At 72.0% G+C, this 20,579-nt stretch carries 18 protein-coding genes, 1 tRNA gene and 1 riboswitch; of the genes, 9 read left to right on the forward strand and 10 right to left on the reverse strand.

The features are described from left to right. Positions 1-231: 231 nt before the first annotated feature. The gene (locus tag ABC138_RS13575) at positions 232-582 is read left to right on the forward strand and encodes a DUF952 domain-containing protein (RefSeq protein ID WP_068328173.1); all 351 of its coding nucleotides are present in this window, start codon (positions 232-234) and stop codon (positions 580-582) included. Here ABC138_RS13575 and ybaK read toward each other — a convergent pair whose 3' ends face one another. After that, positions 583-1,089 (reverse strand): Cys-tRNA(Pro) deacylase, encoded by a 507-nt coding sequence (gene ybaK, locus ABC138_RS13580; RefSeq protein WP_068426403.1) that lies wholly within the window; start codon positions 1,087-1,089, stop codon positions 583-585. 64 nt (positions 1,090-1,153) lie between these two features. Between ybaK and ppk2 the strand changes: the two genes are divergently transcribed. From ppk2 to ABC138_RS13595, 3 genes are all read left to right on the forward strand, one after another. Continuing rightward, positions 1,154-2,047: a polyphosphate kinase 2 gene (gene ppk2, locus ABC138_RS13585; protein ID WP_169702024.1), complete on the forward strand. Its 894-nt coding sequence runs from the start codon at positions 1,154-1,156 to the stop codon at positions 2,045-2,047. Positions 2,048-2,072: 25 nt separating this feature from the next. Continuing rightward, a complete protein-coding gene (locus ABC138_RS13590) occupies positions 2,073-2,741 on the forward strand; it encodes a hypothetical protein (protein WP_068328182.1) in 669 nt (222 codons plus the stop codon). A gap of 45 nt (positions 2,742-2,786) precedes the next feature. Next, a riboswitch (SAM riboswitch) is annotated at positions 2,787-2,901 on the forward strand. 30 nt (positions 2,902-2,931) lie between these two features. Next, the gene (locus ABC138_RS13595) at positions 2,932-3,396 is read left to right on the forward strand and encodes an OsmC family protein (protein ID WP_068328185.1); all 465 of its coding nucleotides are present in this window, start codon (positions 2,932-2,934) and stop codon (positions 3,394-3,396) included. A 7-nt stretch (positions 3,397-3,403) separates the two neighbouring features. On the opposite strand, the gene ABC138_RS13600 is transcribed toward ABC138_RS13595, so the two are convergent. The 3 genes from ABC138_RS13600 to ABC138_RS13610 form a co-directional block, all read right to left on the reverse strand. Beyond that, entirely contained in the window at positions 3,404-5,245 is a 1,842-nt protein-coding gene (locus ABC138_RS13600) for a SelB C-terminal domain-containing protein (RefSeq protein ID WP_345914020.1), read from the reverse strand. After that, the gene (selA, locus tag ABC138_RS13605) at positions 5,242-6,570 is read right to left on the reverse strand and encodes an L-seryl-tRNA(Sec) selenium transferase (protein ID WP_068426397.1); all 1,329 of its coding nucleotides are present in this window, start codon (positions 6,568-6,570) and stop codon (positions 5,242-5,244) included. The genes ABC138_RS13600 and selA overlap by 4 nt, the downstream gene beginning before the upstream one ends. 24 nt (positions 6,571-6,594) lie before the next feature. Next, positions 6,595-6,690, reverse strand: a tRNA-Sec gene (locus ABC138_RS13610). Positions 6,691-6,754: 64 nt separating this feature from the next. Between ABC138_RS13610 and ABC138_RS13615 the strand changes: the two genes are divergently transcribed. The 3 genes from ABC138_RS13615 (at position 6,755) to ABC138_RS13625 (ending at position 9,255) form a co-directional block, all read left to right on the forward strand. Next, positions 6,755-7,819, forward strand: coding sequence for a permease (locus ABC138_RS13615; protein ID WP_345914021.1), 1,065 nt, complete (start codon positions 6,755-6,757; stop codon positions 7,817-7,819). 44 nt (positions 7,820-7,863) lie between these two features. Next, entirely contained in the window at positions 7,864-8,865 is a 1,002-nt protein-coding gene (gene selD, locus ABC138_RS13620) for a selenide, water dikinase SelD (RefSeq protein WP_068328194.1), read from the forward strand. 138 nt (positions 8,866-9,003) lie between these two features. Then, positions 9,004-9,255: a rhodanese-like domain-containing protein gene (locus tag ABC138_RS13625; RefSeq protein WP_345914023.1), complete on the forward strand. Its 252-nt coding sequence runs from the start codon at positions 9,004-9,006 to the stop codon at positions 9,253-9,255. A gap of 59 nt (positions 9,256-9,314) precedes the next feature. On the opposite strand, the gene ABC138_RS13630 is transcribed toward ABC138_RS13625, so the two are convergent. The 4 genes from ABC138_RS13630 to fdh are packed head-to-tail and all read right to left on the reverse strand — an operon-like array spanning position 9,315 to position 16,209. Beyond that, the gene (locus ABC138_RS13630; RefSeq protein WP_068426388.1) at positions 9,315-10,601 is read right to left on the reverse strand and encodes an OFA family MFS transporter; all 1,287 of its coding nucleotides are present in this window, start codon (positions 10,599-10,601) and stop codon (positions 9,315-9,317) included. A 30-nt stretch (positions 10,602-10,631) separates the two neighbouring features. Further along, positions 10,632-11,774 (reverse strand): NrfD/PsrC family molybdoenzyme membrane anchor subunit, encoded by a 1,143-nt coding sequence (nrfD, locus tag ABC138_RS13635; protein ID WP_345914024.1) that lies wholly within the window; start codon positions 11,772-11,774, stop codon positions 10,632-10,634. Next, positions 11,771-12,880: a 4Fe-4S dicluster domain-containing protein gene (locus tag ABC138_RS13640; protein ID WP_068426379.1), complete on the reverse strand. Its 1,110-nt coding sequence runs from the start codon at positions 12,878-12,880 to the stop codon at positions 11,771-11,773. The genes nrfD and ABC138_RS13640 overlap by 4 nt, the downstream gene beginning before the upstream one ends. Beyond that, complete coding sequence (gene fdh / locus ABC138_RS13645) at positions 12,880-16,209, reverse strand: formate dehydrogenase (protein ID WP_345914025.1); 3,330 nt, start codon at positions 16,207-16,209, stop codon at positions 12,880-12,882. The genes ABC138_RS13640 and fdh overlap by 1 nt, the downstream gene beginning before the upstream one ends. 216 nt (positions 16,210-16,425) lie before the next feature. Here fdh and ABC138_RS13650 point away from each other — a divergent pair, with 216 nt between their 5' ends. Then, positions 16,426-17,508 carry a Fic family protein gene (locus tag ABC138_RS13650; protein WP_068328212.1) on the forward strand — a complete coding sequence of 361 codons (1,083 nt, stop codon included), beginning with the start codon at positions 16,426-16,428 and terminating at the stop codon, positions 17,506-17,508. Between the two features lie 47 nt (positions 17,509-17,555). Here ABC138_RS13650 and ABC138_RS13655 read toward each other — a convergent pair whose 3' ends face one another. Together ABC138_RS13655 and ABC138_RS13660 are read right to left on the reverse strand one after the other, a co-directional pair. Continuing rightward, positions 17,556-19,076, reverse strand: coding sequence for an SDR family NAD(P)-dependent oxidoreductase (locus ABC138_RS13655; RefSeq protein WP_169702026.1), 1,521 nt, complete (start codon positions 19,074-19,076; stop codon positions 17,556-17,558). A gap of 20 nt (positions 19,077-19,096) precedes the next feature. Further along, entirely contained in the window at positions 19,097-19,870 is a 774-nt protein-coding gene (locus tag ABC138_RS13660) for an aldolase/citrate lyase family protein (protein ID WP_345914026.1), read from the reverse strand. A gap of 50 nt (positions 19,871-19,920) precedes the next feature. Between ABC138_RS13660 and ABC138_RS13665 the strand changes: the two genes are divergently transcribed. Next, positions 19,921-20,577, forward strand: coding sequence for an HAD-IA family hydrolase (locus tag ABC138_RS13665; RefSeq protein WP_345914027.1), 657 nt, complete (start codon positions 19,921-19,923; stop codon positions 20,575-20,577). Positions 20,578-20,579 lie beyond the last annotated feature (2 nt).

The following is a 20,579-nucleotide window of genomic DNA, read 5'->3' on the forward strand; positions in this document are numbered from 1 at the left end:
GAGGCGAGGTTTCTCTTGTCGAGTGGTCAGGCCCCGAACCCTCCTGCGCGGAGCCCTCGGCCGCTGGGTGACCCGCACCGGGTTGCCGAGGGGTGAGCGAAGGGATGTCCAGCGGGCTGCCGTGGTCACGGCCCATCGTGTCGGGGCCACGCAGCAGGCGGCGGTTCTGCTCCTCCCGCGCGCTCAGGGCAACCCCTCGAATCCACGCGCGGCGCGCGGGATGATGGCTGCATGACCCTCCAGCACATCGCCCTCGAGTCCGACTGGCAGGCCGCCCAGGCGTCCGGGACCTACCCCGTCTCGACGCGCGGGCGGCTCATCTCGCAGGAGGGCTTCATGCACTGCAGCGGGTCGCCTGCCCAGCTCGAAGGGGTCCTCGCCCGCTTCTACGCCGACGTCACCGAGCCGCTGCTGCTCCTGACGCTCGACGCGCAGTCCCTCGCCGCCCGGGGCCTCACCGTCCGGCTCGAGCCGGCCGTCCCCGGCACGCCGGTCGGCAGCGACACCGAGCTCTTCCCGCACGTCTACGGCGGCGACCTGCCGGTGGGCTGCGTCAGCCAGGTGGACCGCCTCCGGCCGTGATCAGGCCCGCCCGATCGCCGCGACGACCGCGCCCGTCACCTCCACGAGGGCCGCGGGGGCCAGCTCCAGGTCGAGCCCTCGTCGCCCGCCGCTGATGAGGACCGTGTCGTGCCCGAGCGCAGAGGCGTCGAGGACCGTGACGAGGGCGCGCTTCTGACCGACCGGGCTGATCCCGCCCACGACGTAGCCGGTGGTCCGCTCGGCGAGCGCCGGGTCGGCCATGCTCGCCCGCTTCGCGCCGACCGCCGCGGCCAGGGCCTTGAGATCCAGCTGCCCGGCGACGGGGACGATGCCCACGACGAGTCCGTGGTCGCGGGGCAGGTCGGTCTGGGCGAGCAGGGTCTTCAGGACCCGCTCGGGTGGGACCCCGAGCACCTCGGCGGCCTCCACGCCGTACGAGGGCGCCGCCGGGTCGTGCTCGTAGGGGTGCTCCGTGTACGCCACCCCGGCCGCCGCCAGCGCCCGCGTCGCGGGGGTGGCGCCGCCCCCCTTCGTCCTCCTGGCCATGGACTCCAGTCTCCGCCACCCGCTCCGACACCCGCGCGACAGGTCCACGTGGTACCCACGTCCCATGCAGAAGCAGAACCTCCGCGAGTACATCGACCGGCTCATCGACGAGGGCTACACCGTCCGCGACGACCAGGGTGACGACCCGATGCTCATCCGACCCGACGGCCTGGCCGTCGAGACGTGGCGGGAGAACTACCCGTACGACGAGCTCATGACCCGCAACGACTACGACGTCGAGAAGTACCTGCTCCAGATCGAGCTGCTGAAGTTCCAGTACTGGGCGCAGGACACCGGCCGCAAGTTCGTCGTCCTCTTCGAGGGCCGTGACGCCGCCGGCAAGGGCGGCACGATCAAGCGCTTCACGGAGCACCTCAACCCCCGGGGCGCCAGGGTCGTCGCGCTCACCAGGCCGAGCGAGCGGGAGGAGGGCGAGTGGTACTTCCAGCGCTACCTGCGGCACCTGCCGACGAGCGGCGAGATCGTCCTCTTCGACCGCTCCTGGTACAACCGCGCCGGCGTCGAGCGGGTCATGGGCTTCTGCAGCGACGAGCAGTACGAGGGCTTCATGGACCAGGCGCCGAAGATCGAGCGGATGCTCATCGACGCCGGGGTCCACGTCACCAAGCTGTGGTTCTCCGTGACCCAGCAGGAGCAGCGCACCCGCTTCGCCATCCGCCAGATCGACCCGGTGCGCCGGTGGAAGCTCTCCCCGATGGACCTCGAGAGCCTCGACAAGTGGGAGGCGTACACCGCCGCCAAGGAGGCGATGTTCGAGCGGACCGACACCAAGCACGCGCCCTGGACGGTCATCAGGTCCAACGACAAGAAGCGCGGCCGGATCAACGCCATGCGCTTCTTCCTCAACCAGTTCGACTACGAGGACAAGGACACCCAGATCGTCTACGCGCCCGACCGCAAGGTCGTCGCCCGCGGCAAGCAGACCGTGGGCGACTGATCTCGTCGAGCCCTACGCTGACCCGGTGACCGACGACGCGCCACCCCGCGGGCGACAGCTCGCCGACATCGGCCCCCTCGAGCAGCTGCGTGCCGGGCGCCTCGGGGTCCGGCTGCCGTTGCTCCTCGCGGGCCTCTTCCTCTACGGCGCGTCGATGGCGATGGTGCTGCGCGCGACGCTCGGCCAGATCCCCTGGGACGTGCTCCACGTCGGCGTCTCGCGCCACGTCCCGCTGAGCTTCGGCACGATCGTCGTCGGCGTCTCGCTGCTCGTGCTGCTCGGGTGGATCCCGTTGCGGCAGAAGCCCGGCGTCGGCACGATCGGCAACGCTCTGCTCATCGGCCCCTCCGCCGACCTCGTCCTCGCGCACCTCGACGAGCCGGGCGACCTCGGCTGGCGCATCGTGCTCCTCGTCGGGGGCGTGGTGCTCAACGGCATCGCGACCGGCATGTACATCGGCTCGCAGTTCGGGCCCGGTCCGCGCGACGGCCTGATGACGGGGATCGCGCGCCTCACCGGCCACTCGATCCGGTTGGTGCGCACGGGGATCGAGGTCACGGTGGTCGTCGTCGGGTGGCTGCTCGGCGGCACGGTCGGCGTCGGCACCTTCCTCTACGCGCTCGCCATCGGGCCGCTGGCCCAGCTCTTCCTGCCGCTCTTCACGGTCGACCTCAGGCGCGGTCCCACTTCCTGATACATAACTGGACGTTATGGATTGCTGTGTGTCATCTTATGGCCAGGTCATGAGTCCCAGCGCGAAGCCCCGGCTTGCTGGGCGGCAACCCTCCACCCTCGGTGGGGTGCCCCGGGTGACGACCTGGGCGTCGGCCGACCGGCCGCGCCAAGCGCGGGTTCACGAGAGCCCCTGATCCACGGAGCCGTCCATGACTGCCACCACCGCACCCACCACGCTGCTCGAGGTCACGACCCGGGGCGCGCTCGTCACGGGGACCGAGGTCGCCATCACGAGCCGCCAGTTCAGCTACACGATCGACGAGCCGCCGGCCCTCGGCGGCACCGACAAGGGCGCCAACCCGGTCGAGCACCTGCTGGCCGCCCTCGCCTCGTGCACCGTCATCAGCTACCAGGTCTGGGCCGACAAGCTCGGCCTCCGGGTCGACACGATCGACGTCGACCTGCGCGGCGACCTGGACCTCGCCGGGTTCCTCGGCACGGACGAGTCGGTGCGTCCGGGCTTCCAGGGCATCGAGCTGGCCATCACGGTCAGCGGCCCGGAGAGCGAAGGGGAGTACCGCCGCCTCGAGCAGGCCGTCGCCGAGCACTGCCCCGTCCTCGACAACCTCACGCACGGCGTGCCGGTGACGACGAGCCTCGAGGTCGCTGCCTGAGCGCGGCCTAGCGCACGACCTGCCGCAGACTCCCGTCCACCCGCCGGGTCCACCCGCGGGCGTCGAGGTGCTCGAGCAGGGGCACGGCGACGCGCCGGGTGGTCCCGAGCGCCTGTCGCGCGAGGCTGAGGGTGAAGGGTTGCTCCAGCCCGGCGAGCACCCGCATCGCCCGCGCCGGCGCGTCGGGGAGCAGCACGACGTCGTCGGGCAGACGCATGACCCGTCCGAGGCGCTCGGCGGCCGCGAGCTCCGCGGTCCCGAGACCGAGCTCGGCGAGCTCACCCCGCTCCGCCGCCACGAAGGGGGTGGCCCCCAGCCGTGCCTCGAGAGCCGCGATCCCGGCCTCCGCGGCTCCGAGGCCTCCAGCCTTCGGGTCGTGGACGCGGCCGTCGGCGACGGCGAGGCCGGCGTCGGTGGCCAGTCCCGGTACCAGGGCCTGTCCGAGCACCGCAGGGAGGTGCTCGGGCAGGCCGAGCGACCTGGCCGCCTCGGCGACGGGCAGCCCGGCGCTGAGCGGGTCGGCGGCGTGGTGCCGGCGGACGGCCCCGCCGAGCCGGTCGCGCCACGTGCTCACGGCCCCCGCGTCGACCCACCAGTCACCGTGCCGCACGGCACCCGCTGGCGCGGGGAGACCCAGCCGGTCGAGCACGTCCGCCCGCTCGGCTGCGCGCGAGCGCAGCCGAGCGGTGGCGAGGTCGGCGGGGTCCGCGCCTGCAGAGGCGAGGGCCTGCCCCCTTCGCCCTGGGGCACCGCGGCGGGTGAGCGGCAGGGGGTCGACGTCCACGACTCGGACGGCCCACAGGCGACGACTCCCCGCGTCGCGCAGGATCGCCCGGTCGCCCACGCGCCACGGGAGGACGGTCGCGGCCGAGAGGCGGGCGTGGTCCGGCCCGAGCGGGCGCACGTGCACCTCGACGTCGACCGACCCGACGTGCAGCGTCCCCTGCTCGACCATCTGCATTGCCCTAGGGGAATGCGCGCTCCCGTGACCGTTCGTCTGCATTGCCCTAGGGGAATGCAGCTCGGTGGCGGACACGTCGACGACCGACGCGAGCGCGAAGGCGTCGGGCGTCAGCAGCGCGACGGAGCGGCCGACCTCGTCCACGCGGCGCAGGTTGACTGCGACCCGGGAGACCGGGCCGACGGCTTCGTGCGCCTCGTCCTGGCTGTGCAGGCCACGCACCGTCACCTCGCGTGCGGACCCGCGGTCGAGCAGCACCAGCCGGTCGCCGACGTGGACCGTGCCCGCGCCGAGGGTGCCCGTGACGACCGTCCCCGCGCCGGAGACGGAGAAGCTGCGGTCGGACCAGAGCCGCACCGGCGCCCGGGCGTCCGGCTCCGGCAGCCGGGCAGCGAGCTCGTCGAGCGCCGCGCGAAGGGAGTCCATCCCGTCGCCCCGGACCGCCGAGACCTCGACGGCAGGGAGGTCGAGCCCGGCCTCGGCCAGGTGTCGCCGCGACTCGGTGAGCACGTCGGCTCGCTGCTCGTCGTCGGCCAGGTCGCACCGGGTGATGACGAGCAGGCCGTCGGTGATGGCGAGCGCCTGCACGGCGGCGAGGTGCTCGCTGCTCTGCGCCTGCCAGCCCTGGTCAGCGGCGACGACGAAGACCACCGCCGGCGCCGGCCCCAGCCCCGACAGCATCGTCCCGAGGAACCGCTGGTGCCCCGGCACGTCGACGAAGGCGACCTCGGCCCCGCTCGGCAGGGTCGTCCAGGCGTAACCGAGCTGGATGGTCAGCCCGCGCTCGCGCTCCTCGCGCAGCCGGTCGGGGTCACGCCCGGTGAGCGCGCGCACGAGCGTCGACTTGCCGTGGTCGACGTGCCCGGCGGTGGCGAGCACGCGCCTCATGGGGTGGGCGTCCCCGGGTCGGGCCCGTCGTCGCCGAGCGCCGCCCGCAGTGCCGCTTCGACGTCACCGTCCCGATCGGCCGGGACGCAGCGCAGGTCGACCAGGCCGCGCCCCCCTTCGACCCGGGCGAGCACGACCGGCTCGCCGACGCGCAGGCGCTCGACGGCGTCCGCGGGGATCTCGACGGCCCAGCCGGGCAGGGGCACGCCGGGCGCCCCGCCGCCGCCGACGCGGCCCTCGACCGCCACGACCCCACGGCCGAGGGCGGCGGCGAGGGCTTCGACCCGCGGCCGCAGCTCGTCGGCGGTGACGTGCAGCGCGGCGGTGACCGGTGGAACCGATCCGCGCAGGGTCGCCTCGAGCGCGGCGAGGGTCAGCTTGTCGACGCGCAGGGCGCGCTGGAGCGGGTGGCGGCGCAACCGCTCGACGACGTCCGCGTCGCCGAGGACGAGACCCGCCTGCGGGCCGCCGAGGAGCTTGTCGCCGCTGGCGGTGACGATCGTGGCGCCCGCGCGCAGCCACGTCGTGGCATCCGGCTCGTCGGGCAGCAGCGGGTCGGGCCGCAGCAGGCCGGACCCGATGTCGGCGACGACCGGCACGGGGGAGCCGTCGGGCCGACGCAGCCCGCGGAGCTCACCGAGGCCCACCTCGGCCGTGAACCCGTCGACGCGGAAGTTGCTCGGGTGCACCTTGAGCACGCACCCGGTGCCCGGACCGATCGCGTCGGCGTAGTCCCTCAGGTGCGTCCGGTTCGTCGTGCCGACCTCGCGCAGCCGAGCGCCGGTCGAGGCGATGAGGTCGGGCAGGCGGAACCCGTCGCCGATCTCGACCATCTCCCCGCGCGAGACGACGACCTCGCGCCCGGCGGCGAGCGCGGTCGTGGCGAGCACGAGCGCGGCCGCGCCGTTGTTGACGACCAGCGCGCCGGTCGCGTCGGGGACGGCGTCGAGCAGGGTGGCGAGTGCCCCGGCGCCGCGTCGGCTCCTCGCTCCCGTGGCCAGGTCCATCTCGACGTCGACGTAGCCGGCGGCGTCGACGACGGCCTCGATCGCGCTGGGGGACAAGGGGGCCCGGCCGATGTTGGTGTGCACCACGACGCCGGTCGCGTTGAGGACCGCGGTGAGCGAGCTGGCCCGGGTCGGGAGCCCGGCGAGTGCGGTGGCGGGGACCTCGTCGGGGCCGATGCTTCCGTCGCGCGCCTGCTGCTGGGCGGCGGTGATCGCGACCCGGACGACATCCCGCCCGAGTCGCTCCGCCGCGGCGACGAAGGGCGCCGAGGCCAGCAGCGTGTCGGTGCGCGGGATGGCCCGCCGGGGGTCGGTCACCGTGCTCCCTTCGGGTCGGACGTGTGGCGGAGGCGGACGGGAATCGAACCCGCCAGACCGAGATGCTCGGCCTCACCGGTGTTGAAGACCGGGGGGACCACCAGGAACCCAGACGCCTCCGCCGCCCACCCTAGGACAGGTCGTCCCCCGAGACACCGGAGCGTCCTTCTCCTACGGTGACGACGTGAGCACCGCACCGTCTCCCGGCCGGCCGCGACACCTCGACCGCTGGGTCCTCGGGGTCGCGATCACCGCCCTGGTCTTCGTCGTCGGTCTCGTCTGGGCCAAGTGGTGGCCCTACGCGCTGAAGATCGACGGCCTCGTCGGCAGCCGGGCGTGGGACGGGGGTGCGCTCGTCGACGTCGCGCGTGACGCGCCGACGTGGTGGCAGGGAGCCTGGGACTTCACGCTCGCGTACAGCCTGGCCGTCTGGAAGGCACTGCTCGTCGGCCTGCTCGTCGCCGCGGCCATCGACGCGCTCCTGCCCCGGGAGCACCTGCGCCGGGTCCTCGCCGGCCGCGGCTCCACCTCCGGCGCGGCCATCGCGGGCGCTGCCTCGCTGCCGAGCATGATGTGCACCTGCTGCGCCTCGCCGGTGGCGGTCTCGCTGCGCCGCAGCGGGGTGCCGCTCCCGTCGGTCGTCGCCTACTGGCTCGGCAACCCGGTCCTCAACCCGGCCGTCCTCGTCTTCCTCGCGCTCGTCGGGCCGTGGGAGTGGGCCGCGACCCGGCTCGTCGTCGGGGTCGGGCTGGTCCTGGGGGCGGCGGCGCTCGCCGCCCGCCTCGCCCAGGGACGAAGGGTGGACCCCGCCGTCGCGGACATCGCACCGGAGACCGTGGACGAGGACGGGCCCTCGCTGGGGCGGTTCGTCCGCTCGCTCGTGCGGTTCACGCTCACCCTCGTGCCGGAGTACCTCGTCGTCGTCGCGCTCGTGGGCGCGGCCGCGCACGTCTTCAGCTTCGAGGCGGCGTGGGTGACCGGCGGGGGGTTCGCCCTGGTGGCCGTCGCTGCCGTCGTGGTCCTCCTCGTCATCCCGACCGGTGGCGAGATCCCGGTGCTCCTCGCCTTGGCCGCCGTCGGTGCCAGCCCGTGGGTGCTGGGGCTCGTCCTCATCGCGCTGCCGGCCGTGAGCCTCCCTTCTCTGGTCATGGTGGGCCGCGCTCTCACCTGGCGGGTCACGGCGGTCACCGCGGGTGTCGTCACCGCCGCCGGCCTCGCGGCGGGCGCGGCGCTCGTCGTCCTCGGCTGAGCCCCTGCCGCCCCTCGGTGGGACCGGCGTCCTAGGGTGAGGCCATGGAGCCGGTCCGACTGACCCAGTTCGCCCGCGGCGGAGGATGCGCCTGCAAGATCCCCGCCGGAGAGCTCGAGCAGATCGTCGCCGGGCTGCACGTCGCGGCGCCCCCCGGCGCGGACGTCCTCGTCGGCCTCGACGACGGCGACGACGCGGCGGCCGTGCGCATCGAGGGCGGCCGGGCGGTGCTCTCGACCGCGGACTTCTTCACGCCCGTCGTCGACGACCCCTACGACTGGGGCCGGATCGCCGCCGCCAACGCCGTCTCCGACGTCTACGCGATGGGCGGCGACCCGGTCATGGCGATCAACCTCGTCGCCTGGCCGCGTGAGCTGCTCCCGACCGACCTCCTGCGGGAGGTCCTGCGGGGTGGTCTCGACGTCGCGACCGAGGCGGGCTTCCCGGTACTCGGCGGCCACAGCATCGACGCCCCCGAGCCGATCTACGGCATGGCCGTCACCGGGACCGCCGACCCCCAGCGGCTGATGCGCAACGACGCCGCCGAGCCCGGCCTGCCGATCAGCCTCACCAAGCCGCTCGGTGTCGGCGTGCTCAACAACCGGCACAAGGCGACCGGTGAGCGCAGCGAGGAGGCGATCGCCTCGATGGTCGCACTCAACCGCGACGCCTCCCGCGCCGCGCTGGCGGCCGGGGTGCGGGCGGCGACCGATGTCACCGGCTTCGGCCTGCTCGGTCACCTGTACAAGATGTGCCGGGCCTCGTCGGTGGCCGCGCGGATCGATGCCGCGGCCGTCCCCTACGTCACAGGCGCGCGCGAGGCGCTCGCGGCGGGCCACGTCCCCGGCGGCTCCAAGCGCAACCTCGACTGGGTCCGCCCGCACCTGTCCGCCGACGGCACCAGCGAGGACGAGCTCATCCTGCTCGCCGACGCGCAGACCTCCGGGGGCCTGCTCGTCGTCGGCGAGGTGCCGGGTGCGCCGGTCGTCGGCGAGACCGTCGCCGCGGGCACGCTCGGGCACGGGGTCCTCGTGCAGGTGGCGTGAGCGCGGTCGATCGCGTCCTCGCAGCCGCCCGGGCCGGTCTCGTCCGGCTGACCCCGCAGCAGGCCCACGACGCGGCGAAGGGGGGGAGCCCTCCTCGTCGACACCCGCACCACCGCGCAGCGCACCCGTCAGGGTGAGGTGCCGGGGGCGCTCGTCATCGACCGGACCGTCCTGGAGTGGCGGCTCGACCCGACCAGCCCGCACCGCATCCCCGAGGCGATGCCCGGGACCCGCGTCATCGTCCTGTGCCGGCAGGGCTACAGCTCGTCACTGGCGGCGGTCTCCCTTCGCTCCCTAGGGGTCGACGCGACCGACGTCATCGGAGGGGTGGAGGCCTGGACCGCCTGCGGCCTGCCCCTGCACGACGGCCCGGCGGACGTCCGCGAGTGAGCAGTGACCGTTCGCCCGCACTGCCACGGGGCAGTGCAGGCGAACGGTCACCGGGATGCTCAGGCGTGCTTCGGCGGCTTGGCGATGAAGGGGATCACCAGGCCCACGAGGGCGATGATGCCCATGACGGTGAAGGCCATCGTGTAGGCCTGGTCCTCGCCGATGAGCCACGAGATGAGCAGCGGGCCGACGACGCCACCGATCGACCACCCGATGAGCATCAGGCCGTAGATGCCACCCGAGTTCTTCACGCCGAAGAAGTCACCGGCCGTCGAGGGCATGGTGCCGAAGGCGCCGCCGTAGCAGGTGTAGACGACCGCGCACAGGACGTAGAAGAGCGCGGCGTTGCCCGCGTGCGGGATGGCGAGCAGCGCCAGGCCCTGCAGGCCGAGGATGCCGAGGAAGGCCGGCATGCGCCCGATCTTGTCCGAGATCGCGGCCCACAGGATGCGGCCACCACCGTTGAACAGACCCATGATGCCGACGAGGGTCGCAGCGGCGGCGGCGCTCATCCCGGCGACGTCGGTGGCGGTACCGGCGGCGACCGAGATCAGCGAGATGCCGGCGGTGACGGAGATCGTCAGGATGAGCGTGAGCATGTACCACTGCGGGGTGCTCAGGGCCTCCTGCTGGGTGAAGTCGCGGCCAGCCCTCCTGACCTGCTCCTCCCGCTTGGTGTCGTGCTGCGCGTGCGCCTTGGCCACGCCCGGCGGGACGTAGCCCGCCGGCGGGTTCTTGAAGACCGAGGCGCCGATGAGACCGAAGATGAGATAGGCGATGCCCAGCCACAGGAAGGCCTTGGTCGGGTGGACGTCGTAGCCCTCGATCCCGGAGATCATCCGCTGCGCGAGGGGGGAGGTGATGACGGCACCGAAGCCGAAGCCACCGACGGCGATGCCGGTGATCAGGCCGCGCCTGTCCGGGAACCACTTCTGCAGCATCGCGATCGGCACGATGTAGGCCAGGCCGAGACCGAAGCCGCCGAGCACGCCGTAGCCGAGGATGAGCAGCCACAGGTCGGAGGCGTCCCGGGTGAAGCTCGCGACGATGATGCCGATGGAGTAGATGACCACGCCGGTGAGGGCCACGATGCGCGGCCCCTGCTTGTCCTGGATCCGGCCACCGAGGAAGGTGCCGAGGAAGAGCATGCCGATGGCCACCTCGAAGGGGATGGTCGCCTGCACCTTGGACAGCTCGATCGCCGAGGTGTCGCTCTGGATCGCCTTGCTGAAGGTGCTCCAGGCGTAGACGGCGCCGATCGTCAGCTGGACGAGGACACCTCCCGCCAGGATGATCCAGCGGTTGCCCACCCCGGTGGTGGGGGCCTGCTCGGTCTCCGTGCTCATGGAACCTCCCGGTGTGTTGGTGCGTGAGTGCTACCGCACGGTGACGGCACTGTCGTGGACGATCCCCTGCTCGCGCCGCGCCTCGAGGCGAGCCTTCTGGACGCGGACGGTGTACCTGGGGTCCTTGGCGGACTCGATCCCGGCCTCGACGACCCCCATGCGCGTGAGCGCGGAGGCCGCCGTCAGGGCCGTGCCGGAGGCGATGGCGAGCAGACGGCTGCGCCCGGAGAGCAGCGTGCCGAGCCCGCCCGCGATGACGAGCCCCTTGGCCAATCGCAGCTTGCCGGCTCCCTGCCCGGACGTCACCGGCTCGTCGATGTCGAGGTGCGCCAGGTGCTCCTCGAGCCGGTGCATCGCGGCGAGGTCCGTCGCCGCCCCCACCAGGGCGAGCCGGCGAGCCGGCCCTGCGACGCCGGTGGGGTTGAGGACCATCTGGATCCCGCCGGAGGCGAGTGCCGCCGACCCGACGAAGACGAAGGGGAGCTCCCGCCGGCTCTCGTGCCACACCGGGTGCGCGGTGTCGGAGAGCAGGACCGCGGTGTACGCCGCGAGCGGCGCGCCGAAGGCGGCCTGCCCGATCGTCGACGGGACGCCGAGCACGTCGGTGACGCGGGTGAGGGCCGCGACCGGGCCGCGCGAAGGGAGCAGCCGGAGGACCTCGGAGGCGGTCGTCACCCCGGCGAATCCCGCGTAGGCCGACAGGATCCAGGTGCCGACCGACATCGGCGAGGTGAGCTTGACCGTGCGCATCATGTTGAGGAAGCGCTCCGGCCGGCCGAGGTCGGCGACGAGCGCGGCACCGCTGAGGGCGACGCAGGTCATCGCGGTCAGGCGCGAGCTGCGTTGCAGGACCGTGTTGCCCGTGGCTGCGGCACCCGCCTGGATGATGCCGGAGGCGCCGGCGATGCCGCCGACGAAGAGGTACGCGGAGATCTTGTGGTCCCACGGGACCGGCTTGACGATCGGCTGGCCGTAGTAGCTGGAGAACTCCGCGTCCGGGACGGCCGGCGCCTCGCGCCGGCCACCACCGTCGCGGGAGAGCCAGCTGCGCTGACCGCCCTTCGCGAGGTCCCGGGCCGCGCCGGTCACCGCGCCACGGACGCCGGAGTCACGGCGGCGCTTGCGGCGGCCCTCCTCGGGCGGGCGGTAGGCGTCGAAGGGGGAGGTGGTCACGACCTGCCCCCGATGAAGGAGACGGCGACCGCGCCGAGGAGCCCGACACCGGCCAAGCCGGCGGCCCGGAACATCTCGGGCAGCCGCTTGCTCGGCACCTCCGGGTCCGGCGGGAGCCCGTAGACCTCGGGCTCGTCGAGCAGCAGGAAGACCGAGCCGGTGCCGCCGACGCCGTCCTGCTCGTTGGCGCCGTACAGGCGCGCCTCGGTGAAGCCCTGCTCGTGCAGCTGGACGACGCGCTCGCGAGCGGTCGCGACCATGTCGTCGTGCGCGCCGAACTTGATCGACGTCGTCGGGCAGGTCTGCGCGCACGCGGGCGTCTGGTCGTGGCCGAGCCGGTCGTAGCAGAGCGTGCACTTCTGCGCGACGCCGACGTGTGGCACGTGGTCGTCGGCCGTCACCGAGACGCTCTGGTCGTTGCGGCGCTCGATGACCCCGAAGGGGCAGGCCCCGACGCAGTAGCCGCACCCGTTGCAGATGTCGGCCTGCACGACGACGGTCCCGTGCTCGCTGCGGAAGAGCGAGCCGGTCGGGCAGACGTCGAGGCAGCCCGCGTGGGTGCAGTGCTTGCACACGTCGGAGGACATCAGCCAGCGGAACTCCGGGACCGGCCCGACCATCGGCACCCCGTCCACGGTGAGCCCGTGGTCACCGGTGCCGCCGGCCTCGATGTTGGCCTTCTCGGTGAGCATGTCGCCCAGCGCCGGCCCGTGGCCCTCGATCGGTGCCGGGAGCGTGCCGTAGCCCGCAGGGGCCCCGCCCGAAGGGGGGTCGGCCGTGGGGGCGCCGAGCGCGGGCATCCCGAGGTCGACGAGCTTGCGGCCGGACTCGCGCGCGGCCTCGATGCGGTCCTTGGTCTGCTCGACGAAGGCGACGTGCCGCCACGTGCTCGCGCCCAGGTCGCCGGTGTTGTCGTAGGAGTTGCCGGTGATGGCCAGCCCGTCGAGCGGGATGCCGTTCCACTCCTTGCAGGCGACCTCGCAGGCCTTGCACCCGATGCAGATGGAGGTGTCGGTGAAGAAGCCCTTGCGCTCCGGGGCGTCGGCCCACCCGGCGTCCACCGCCGGGTTGGTCTCCCCCGAGAGCTGGCGTGACAGGTAGCCCATCAGTGCGCTCCTTGCTCGTCGCGGCGGGTGTTGCCGGTCTCGACCGTCGTGCCCGAGCGGGACTGGTACTCGGCGACGAAGCGCAGCAGCTCCTCGCCGCGCGGCCGGCGGCCCGGGATGATGTCGCAGGAACCCACCTTCGACTCCTGGATCTGGACGTTGGGGTCGAGCGCGATGCCGAGCAGGTCGTTGGCGCCGTCGCCCTCGACGACCGCGTCGCGGCCGACACCCCAGTGGTACGGGAGCCCGATCTGGTGGACCGTGCGACCGCGGATCGTCAGCGGGGTCATCCGCTCGGTGACGAGCACGCGGGCCTCGATCGCGCTGCGCGCGGAGACGATCGTCGCCCACTCGCCGTTGACCAGGCCTTGCTGCTCGGCCAGCTCGGGGGAGACCTCGCAGAACATCTCGGGCTGCAGCTCGGACAGGTACGGCAGCCACCGGCTCATGCCGCCGGCCGTGTGGTGCTCGGTGAGCCGGTAGGTCGTGAAGACGAAGGGGTAGACCTCCGCCCCCGGCTCGTCGCCCGAGGGACTCCACAGGTTGTCCTTGCGCGGGTACACCAGGCGGGCCGGGTTGCGCTGCTGCGAGTACAGCGGGTTGTCGACCGGTGACTCCTGCGCCTCGTAGTGCGTCGGCAGCGGACCGTCGACCATCCCCTTGGGTGCGAAGAGCCAGCCCTTGCCGTCGGCCTGCATGATGAAGGGGTCGTCGCCGGCGATCGCCGCCGGACCGCCCTGCTCCGGGTCGGGCCGGAAGGACGGGTCGCGGTCGACCGGGAAGTCGGGGACGTCCTTGCCCGTCCACTTCCCGGCGTCGGCGTCCCACCACACGTACTTCTTGCGCTCGCTCCAGGGCGTGCCGTCCGGGGCAGCGGACGCGCGGTTGTAGAGGATGCGGCGGTTCATCGGCCAGGCCCAGCCCCACTCGAGGGCGGTCTCGTCCTGCTCGCGCCCGGGGACCCGGTTGGCGGACTTGTTGACCCCGCCGGCGAAGACGCCGGTGTAGATCCAGCACCCGCCGGAGGTCGAGCCGTCCGCGCGCATGTCGGCGAACTTGTCGAGGGTCTGGCCCGCGCGCTCACCGGTGAGGTAGTAGCCGTTGATCTCCTTCAGGACCGCCTCGGCATCGGTCTCGCCGAACTCGTCCTTGGGGTAGTCCCAGGTCATGTCGAGCAGCGGGCGGTCGCGCTCGTCGGTCGAGTCCTTGAGGCGCTCCCGGATGCGCACGCCGAGCTCGTGGAAGAACTCGAGCTCGCTGCGGGCATCGCCGGGCGGCTGGACCGCCTGGTGGTGCCACTGGAGCATCCGCTGGGTCTGGGTGAACGTCCCGGACTTCTCGACGTGGTTGGCGGCCGGGAAGAAGAAGACCTCGGTGTCGATGTCCTCCGTCCTCAGCTCGCCGCTGGCGATCTCGGGGGAGTCCTTCCAGAAGGTCGCCGACTCGATGAGCTGGAAGTCGCGCACGACGACCCACTTCAGGTGCGTCATCGCCAGCCGCTGCATCTTGCCGTGGGCCGAGCCGACCGCTGGGTTTTGCCCGAGGATGAAGTACCCCTCGACCTCGTCGTCCATCATCGACATGACGGTCTGGTAGGTCCCGTGGGCACCCGTCAGACGGGGCAGGTAGTCGAAGCAGAAGTCGTTGTCCGGTGTGGCGGCGTCACCGAACCACGCCTTGAGCAAGCTGGCGGTGTAGGAGGGCGCCTCGGTCCAGAAGCCCTTCTGCAGCGGAGAGCTGATGCTGGATAGGTAGTCCTCGTAGGTGTCGTGCAGACCGACGGTCGGCATCGGCAGGTACCCCGGCAGGATGTTGAAGAGCGTCGGGATGTCGGTGCAGCCCTGGATGCTCGCGTGCCCGCGCAGCGCCATGATCCCGCCACCGGGCCGACCCATGTTGCCCATGAGCAGCTGGAGGATCGCTGCGGTGCGGATGAACTGCGCGCCCAGGCTGTGCTGGGTCCAGCCCAGCGCATAGGCGAAGCAAGTGGTGCGCTCGCGACCGGAGTTCGCCGTCAGGGCGTCGGCGATCTCGTGGAACTGCGACTGGGGGATGCCGCAGAGGTCCTCGACCATCTGCGGCGTGTAGCGGGCGTAGTGACGCTTGAGGACCTGGAAGACCGACCGCGGGTGCTGCAGGGTGTCGTCGCGGATGACCCGGGCGTGCTCGAGCGCGGGTCCGGCACCTCCGTGCTGGTCGCCCGCCGCGCGGGCACTCTTGTGCGCCCCGTGCTCGTGGCCCCCGGAGGGTCCGCCGACGTCATCGCCGCCTGCGCCCCCTTCGTCGCTGGTGCCGCCCCCTTCGGCAGGTCGCTCGTCGTAGGCCCACGAGGACATGTCATAGGTGCCGGTCTCCGGGTCGTAGCCGGAGAAGACGCCGTCGAGGTCCTCGGTGTCGACGAAGTCCTCGCTGACCAGCGTGGCCGCGTTGGTGTAGGCGACGACGTAGTCGTGGAAGTAGAGGTCGTTGGCCAGGACGTGGTTGATCAGGGCGCCGAGGAGCACGACATCGGTGCCGGCGCGGATCGCGGCGTGCGTGTCGGCGATCGCCGAGGTGCGGGTGAAGCGCGGGTCGATGTGGATGACGCGCGCGCCGCGTGCCTTCGCCTCGGACACCCACTGGAACCCCACGGGGTGGCACTCGGCCATGTTGGAGCCCTGGATGATGATGCAGTCCGCGTTGGCCATGTCCTGGAGGGACTGGGTGGCGCCGCCGCGCCCGAAGGAGGATCCCAGACTGGGAACCGTGGCGGAGTGTCAAATACGCGCCTGGTTCTCGATCTGTATCGCTCCCGAAGCCGTGTACAGCTTCTTCATGAGGTAGTTCTCCTCGTTGTCGAGGGTGGCTCCCCCGAGCGAGGCGATACCCATCGTGCGGCGCAGCCGACGACCCTGGTCGTCGACCTCCTGCCACTTGTTGGCGCGGGCCTGGAGATACCGGTCGGCGACCATGTCCATCGCCTCGTCGAGCTCGATCCGCTGGAACTCCGTGGCGCCCGGCGCGCGGTAGAGCACGTGGGTCTGACGCGAAGGGGAGTTGACCAGCTGCTCGCTCGCGGCACCCTTGGGGCACAAGCGCCCTCGGCTCACCGGCGAGTCCGGGTCGCCCTCGATCTGCACGACCCGCTCGTCCTTGACGAAGACGCGCTGGCCGCAGCCGACGGCGCAGTAGGGGCACACGCTCTGCACGACACGGTCGGCCGTCGAGGTGCGCGGCTCCATCTCCCTCGTGCTGCGCGAGGTGACCGCGTTGCCGCGGCCGAGGAAGTCGCCCGATGCCAGCTGACGCAGCACGGGCCAGCCCAGGAAGGTCGAGTCCTTCGGTGCCATGGCCGCTGCTCCCTTCGTCGACGTGGTGTGACGCCCTTCACCGTAGCGTCAAACACCACGCGACGGGCTACCAGGGGGCACGCCTTGAGGGTGAGACCCCGCTGGCCGAGCGCCGCTGCGAGTCCACGTGTCAGGTTCCCTGACACATCCCGAAAACATGTTAGGTTTCACGAAAATTCTTAACGCGTTGTGCGGATACGGTGAAAGGAGCGACACGTGACGTGGAGCCCTGAAACTCCCTTCAACGACCTCCCGCCCCTGCCCCCAGCGGACCTGGACCTTGAGCCCAAGGCTGTGCTCAAGGCGACCGTCGAAGCCCGGACGGCGCTGGCGACACTTGCCCAAGCCGGACTGGTGCTCCCAAACCCGAACATCCTGATCCACGCCGTCCCGTTGCTCGAGGCCCAAGCCAGCTCCGAGATCGAGAACATCGTGACCACGGCCGATGAACTCTTCAAGCACGTCGACTCGGGTGGGGGAGACCATGCCACCAAAGAGGCGCTGAGATACCGCAGCGCCCTATTCGCTGGGGTTGAATCGATCAGGAGCCGGCCCCTCACTGCGACGACAGCCGCTCGAATCTGCTCTGAGTTGCAGGGGCGCGACATGGCTGTTCGCGCAGTGCCCGGCACAAGAATCGTGAACCCGGCCACGCGTCAAATCGTGTATGCCCCACCCGAGGGAGCCGACCTCATCCGGGGGAAGCTCTCGGAGTGGGAGCGCTTTGTTCATTCCGGAGACGATCTTGATCCGCTGGTGCGCATGGCGGTGGCTCATTACCAGTTCGAGGCGATCCACCCCTTCCACGACGGCAATGGCCGCACTGGTCGCGTCATCAACATCCTGATGTTGATCGAGGCGGGTCTCCTCCACGACCCCATCCTCTATCTCTCCCGCGCGATCATCGCGCGGAAGAATGACTACTACCGACTGCTGCGCGCTGTGACGGCCGAGGGTGCTTGGATCGAATGGATCCTCTACATGCTTGACGTCGTAAGGGAGTCGGCGACGTCGACCACGCAGAAGATCGGGTCCATCCGTACGTGCCAGGAGGACATTGCTGAGCGTGCTCGAGCGGCCACCCCGGGTGGGAAAGACGCGCACTTCTTGGCCGTCCTCTTCGAACAGCCTTACTGCCGCATCAACACTGTGGCCGAGCGATGCGACATCTCCCGTCAGACCGCCTCCTCTTGGCTACACGCACTGGTTGACGCTGGGCTCCTCAGTGACGTGAAGGTTGGCAGGGAGCGTCTCTTCGTCAACCACGAGTTTCTCGATGTGTTGACGCGGCCTGAATGAGGGCGGGTGATGCTCGTGAGTGAACAACTCGCCTCACGAAGTAAGCCTCACCAAGCGTACGGCTCGTAGTTCTTCAGGAAGACACCGTAGAGGTCCTCGCCGCGCTCGCCGCGCACGACCGGGTCGTACACGCGGGCAGCGCCGTCGACGAGGTCGAGCGGGGCGTGCCAGCCCTGCGCCGCGATCTCGAGCTTCTCGTGGTGCGGGCGCTCGTCGGTGATCCACCCCGTGTCGACAGCGGTCATGAGGATGCGGTCGGTCTCGAACATCTCGCCCGCCGACGTGCGGGTCAGCATGTTGAGCGCGGCCTTGGCCATGTTGGTGTGGGGGTGCCCGGCGCCCTTGTACCGCCGGGAGAACTGCCCCTCCATCGCGGAGACGTTGACGACGTAGGCCCGGGCCGCGTCGCCGACCTCGGCACGACGGCGCTCGACCGCCGCACGCATCGCCGGCCGGAGCCGGGAGACGAGGAGGAAGGGGGCGACCGAGTTGCACATCTGCACCTCGAGCAGCTCGAGCGGGTCGACCTCGTCGACGGTCTGCTTCCACGAGTTGGTCGCCACGACGTCGGGCAGCAGCCCGCCGGCGTCCACCGCGGTGCCCGCGAGGTGCGCCTCGAGCGAGGCGTGGCCGGCGGAGAGGGCCAGGCGGGTGAGGTCGGCGGCGCTCTGCGTGGCGACGTCGGCGTGCGGCACCGGGTGCGAGCCCAGGGTCCCGATGAGGGCCGCCGGGTGTGCCTCGCTCACCCGGTCGAAGGTCAGCATCCGCGGTGTGACGCCACCGGTCTCGAGCGGCTGCGACTCGCCGTCGACGAGGTGCGAGTAGGCGCCGGGGGAGCGGCGCACCGTCTGGCAGGCGTTGTTGATGAGGATGTCGAGCGGTCCTGCGGCAGCGACCTCGTCGGTGAGGGCGACGACCTGGGTGGGGTCGCGCAGGTCGATGCCGATGATCGTCAGCCGGTCGATCCACTCGGGGGAGTCGGCGAGCTCGGCGAAGCGTCGCGCGGCGTCGCGTGGGAAGCGCGTGGTGATCGTCAGGTCGGCGCCGTCGCGCAGCAGCCGCAGGGCGATGTACATGCCGATCTTCGCCCGGCCGCCGGTGAGCAGCGCGCGGCGGCCGCGCAGGTCCGTGCCCTGGTCGCGGCGGACGTGGCTGCGGGCCGCGCAGTCCGGGCAGAGCCAGTGGTAGAAGGCGTCGACGAGCGTGTAGTCCGCGTGGCACATGTAGCAGCCGCGGGGGATCTGCAGCTCCCCGACGAAGCGGCCCTCGCTCGTCGGGGCGAGCGGGATCCCCTTCGTCTCGTCGTCGATGCGCATCGGCGAGCCGGTCGCGGTCCGGTCGAGGATCGCCTGGTCGTGCGCCATCTTGGGGCCGCGCTCGGCCTGCCGGGCCTCGCGCCGGCGGGCCTTCTTCACCCGGTTGTACATCGAGCCCGCGGCGCGCTTGACCGTGGCGATGTCCTCGTGGCCGGGTGGCAGCTCGTGGAGCATCCCGAGGACGCGAAGGGTGGTGGCCAGGTCATCGGGGTCGACGCCGTCCACGGCACGGTCCAGCTGCACGTCACTCACGACGTCCGAGGATACGTGGCTCAGGTGAGGTCGAGGACCGCCTCGGCGCCCAGGGCGACCAGGGCGATGTCGGTGGCGACGGCGACCCGGGTGATGCCCAGGGCGCGCAGCGCGGGGACGTGGTCGGGGTGGCCGGCGAAGGCCGCCACGTCGGTGCCGTGGCGGCGGGCCGCCGCGAGGATCCGGGGCACCGGACCACTCGGGGAGGTGTCGGCCAGCATCTGCGCCATCGGCACGCCGAGGGCGAGGGAGAGGTCGACCGGTCCGAGGAAGAGGAGGTTGACCCCGTCGACGGCCGCGATCTCCTCGACCGCCTCGAGCGCCCCGGCGGTCTCGATCATCACGGCGCACTGCACCTGGGCGTTGGCGCGCTCCGCGTCCGGCGCGTAGCCGTCCCACATCGGGGTGAGCGGGCCCCAGCTGCGCTCGCCGAGCGGCGGGTAGAAGGCGGCCCGTACCGCGGCGCGCGCGTCCTCGAGCGAGGCGACGGAGGGGATGACGACGCCCGCGGCGCCGGCGTCGAGGGAGGCCCCGATCCAGGCGTGGTCGACCCCGGGCACCCGGACGACGAAGTTGGCGCCGACGTCGCCGAGGGCCCGTCCGAGGTCGACGAGGGCGGAGCGGTCGATCGCCCCGTGCTGGGCGTCGAGCGCCAGCCAGTCGAAGCCCGTGCCGGCGAGCCGCCGGGCGAGGTCGACGTCGTTGCCCATGAGCCACAGGCCGCGGGAGTCGGGCCCGATGGCGGCCCGCCGGGGCTGGTCCTCGGCGCTCGACCCGGATGAAGACGCGTACATGGTGACCTCCGTGGTTCGGGTCCACCCTAGGGTCTCCCTAAGGTCGTGCCATGGACTCCACCCCCTTCGACGGCCGCACCTTCGCCGCGGTGATCTTCGACAACGACGGCACGCTCGTCGACTCCACCGGCTCGGTCGAGCGGTCGTGGGTGAGGTGGGCGATCGAGCACGGCGTCGACCCGGTGGCCCTCGTCGGTCACCACGGGATGCCCGCGCCGGCGATCATCGCCTCGGTCGCGCCCCACCTCGACCCCGACGACGCCTTCGCGCGGATCGAGCGGCTCGAGGTCGACGACGTCGAGGACGTCCTCGCGCTCCCCGGTGTGCACGACGCGCTCGCGGCGCTCGTCGACGTGCCGGTCGCCGTCGCGACCTCCGCCACCCGGGAGCTGGCCCGGGTCCGCCTCACCGCCGCCGAGATCGGCATCGACGAGGTGGTGACCTTCGACGACGTGGAGCGCGGCAAGCCGCACCCCGACCCCTTCCTCCTCGCGGCGCAGCGTCTGGGGGTCGACCCGACCGAGTGCCTCGTCTGCGAGGACGCCCCGAGCGGCGTCGCCGCGGCCCGGGCGGCCGGCTGCGCGGTCCTCGCGGTGACGACGACGAGTGGCGCCGACGCCCTCGCGGACGCGGACCTCGTCGTGGACTCGCTGGCCGACGTGACCTTCGAGGTCGTCGACGGCCGCGTGCGCGTGCGCCTGCGCTGACC

It is taken from the genome of Janibacter sp. LM (assembly GCF_039631275.1).
In the GTDB taxonomy this organism is placed as follows: Bacteria; Actinomycetota; Actinomycetes; order Actinomycetales; family Dermatophilaceae; genus Janibacter; species Janibacter terrae.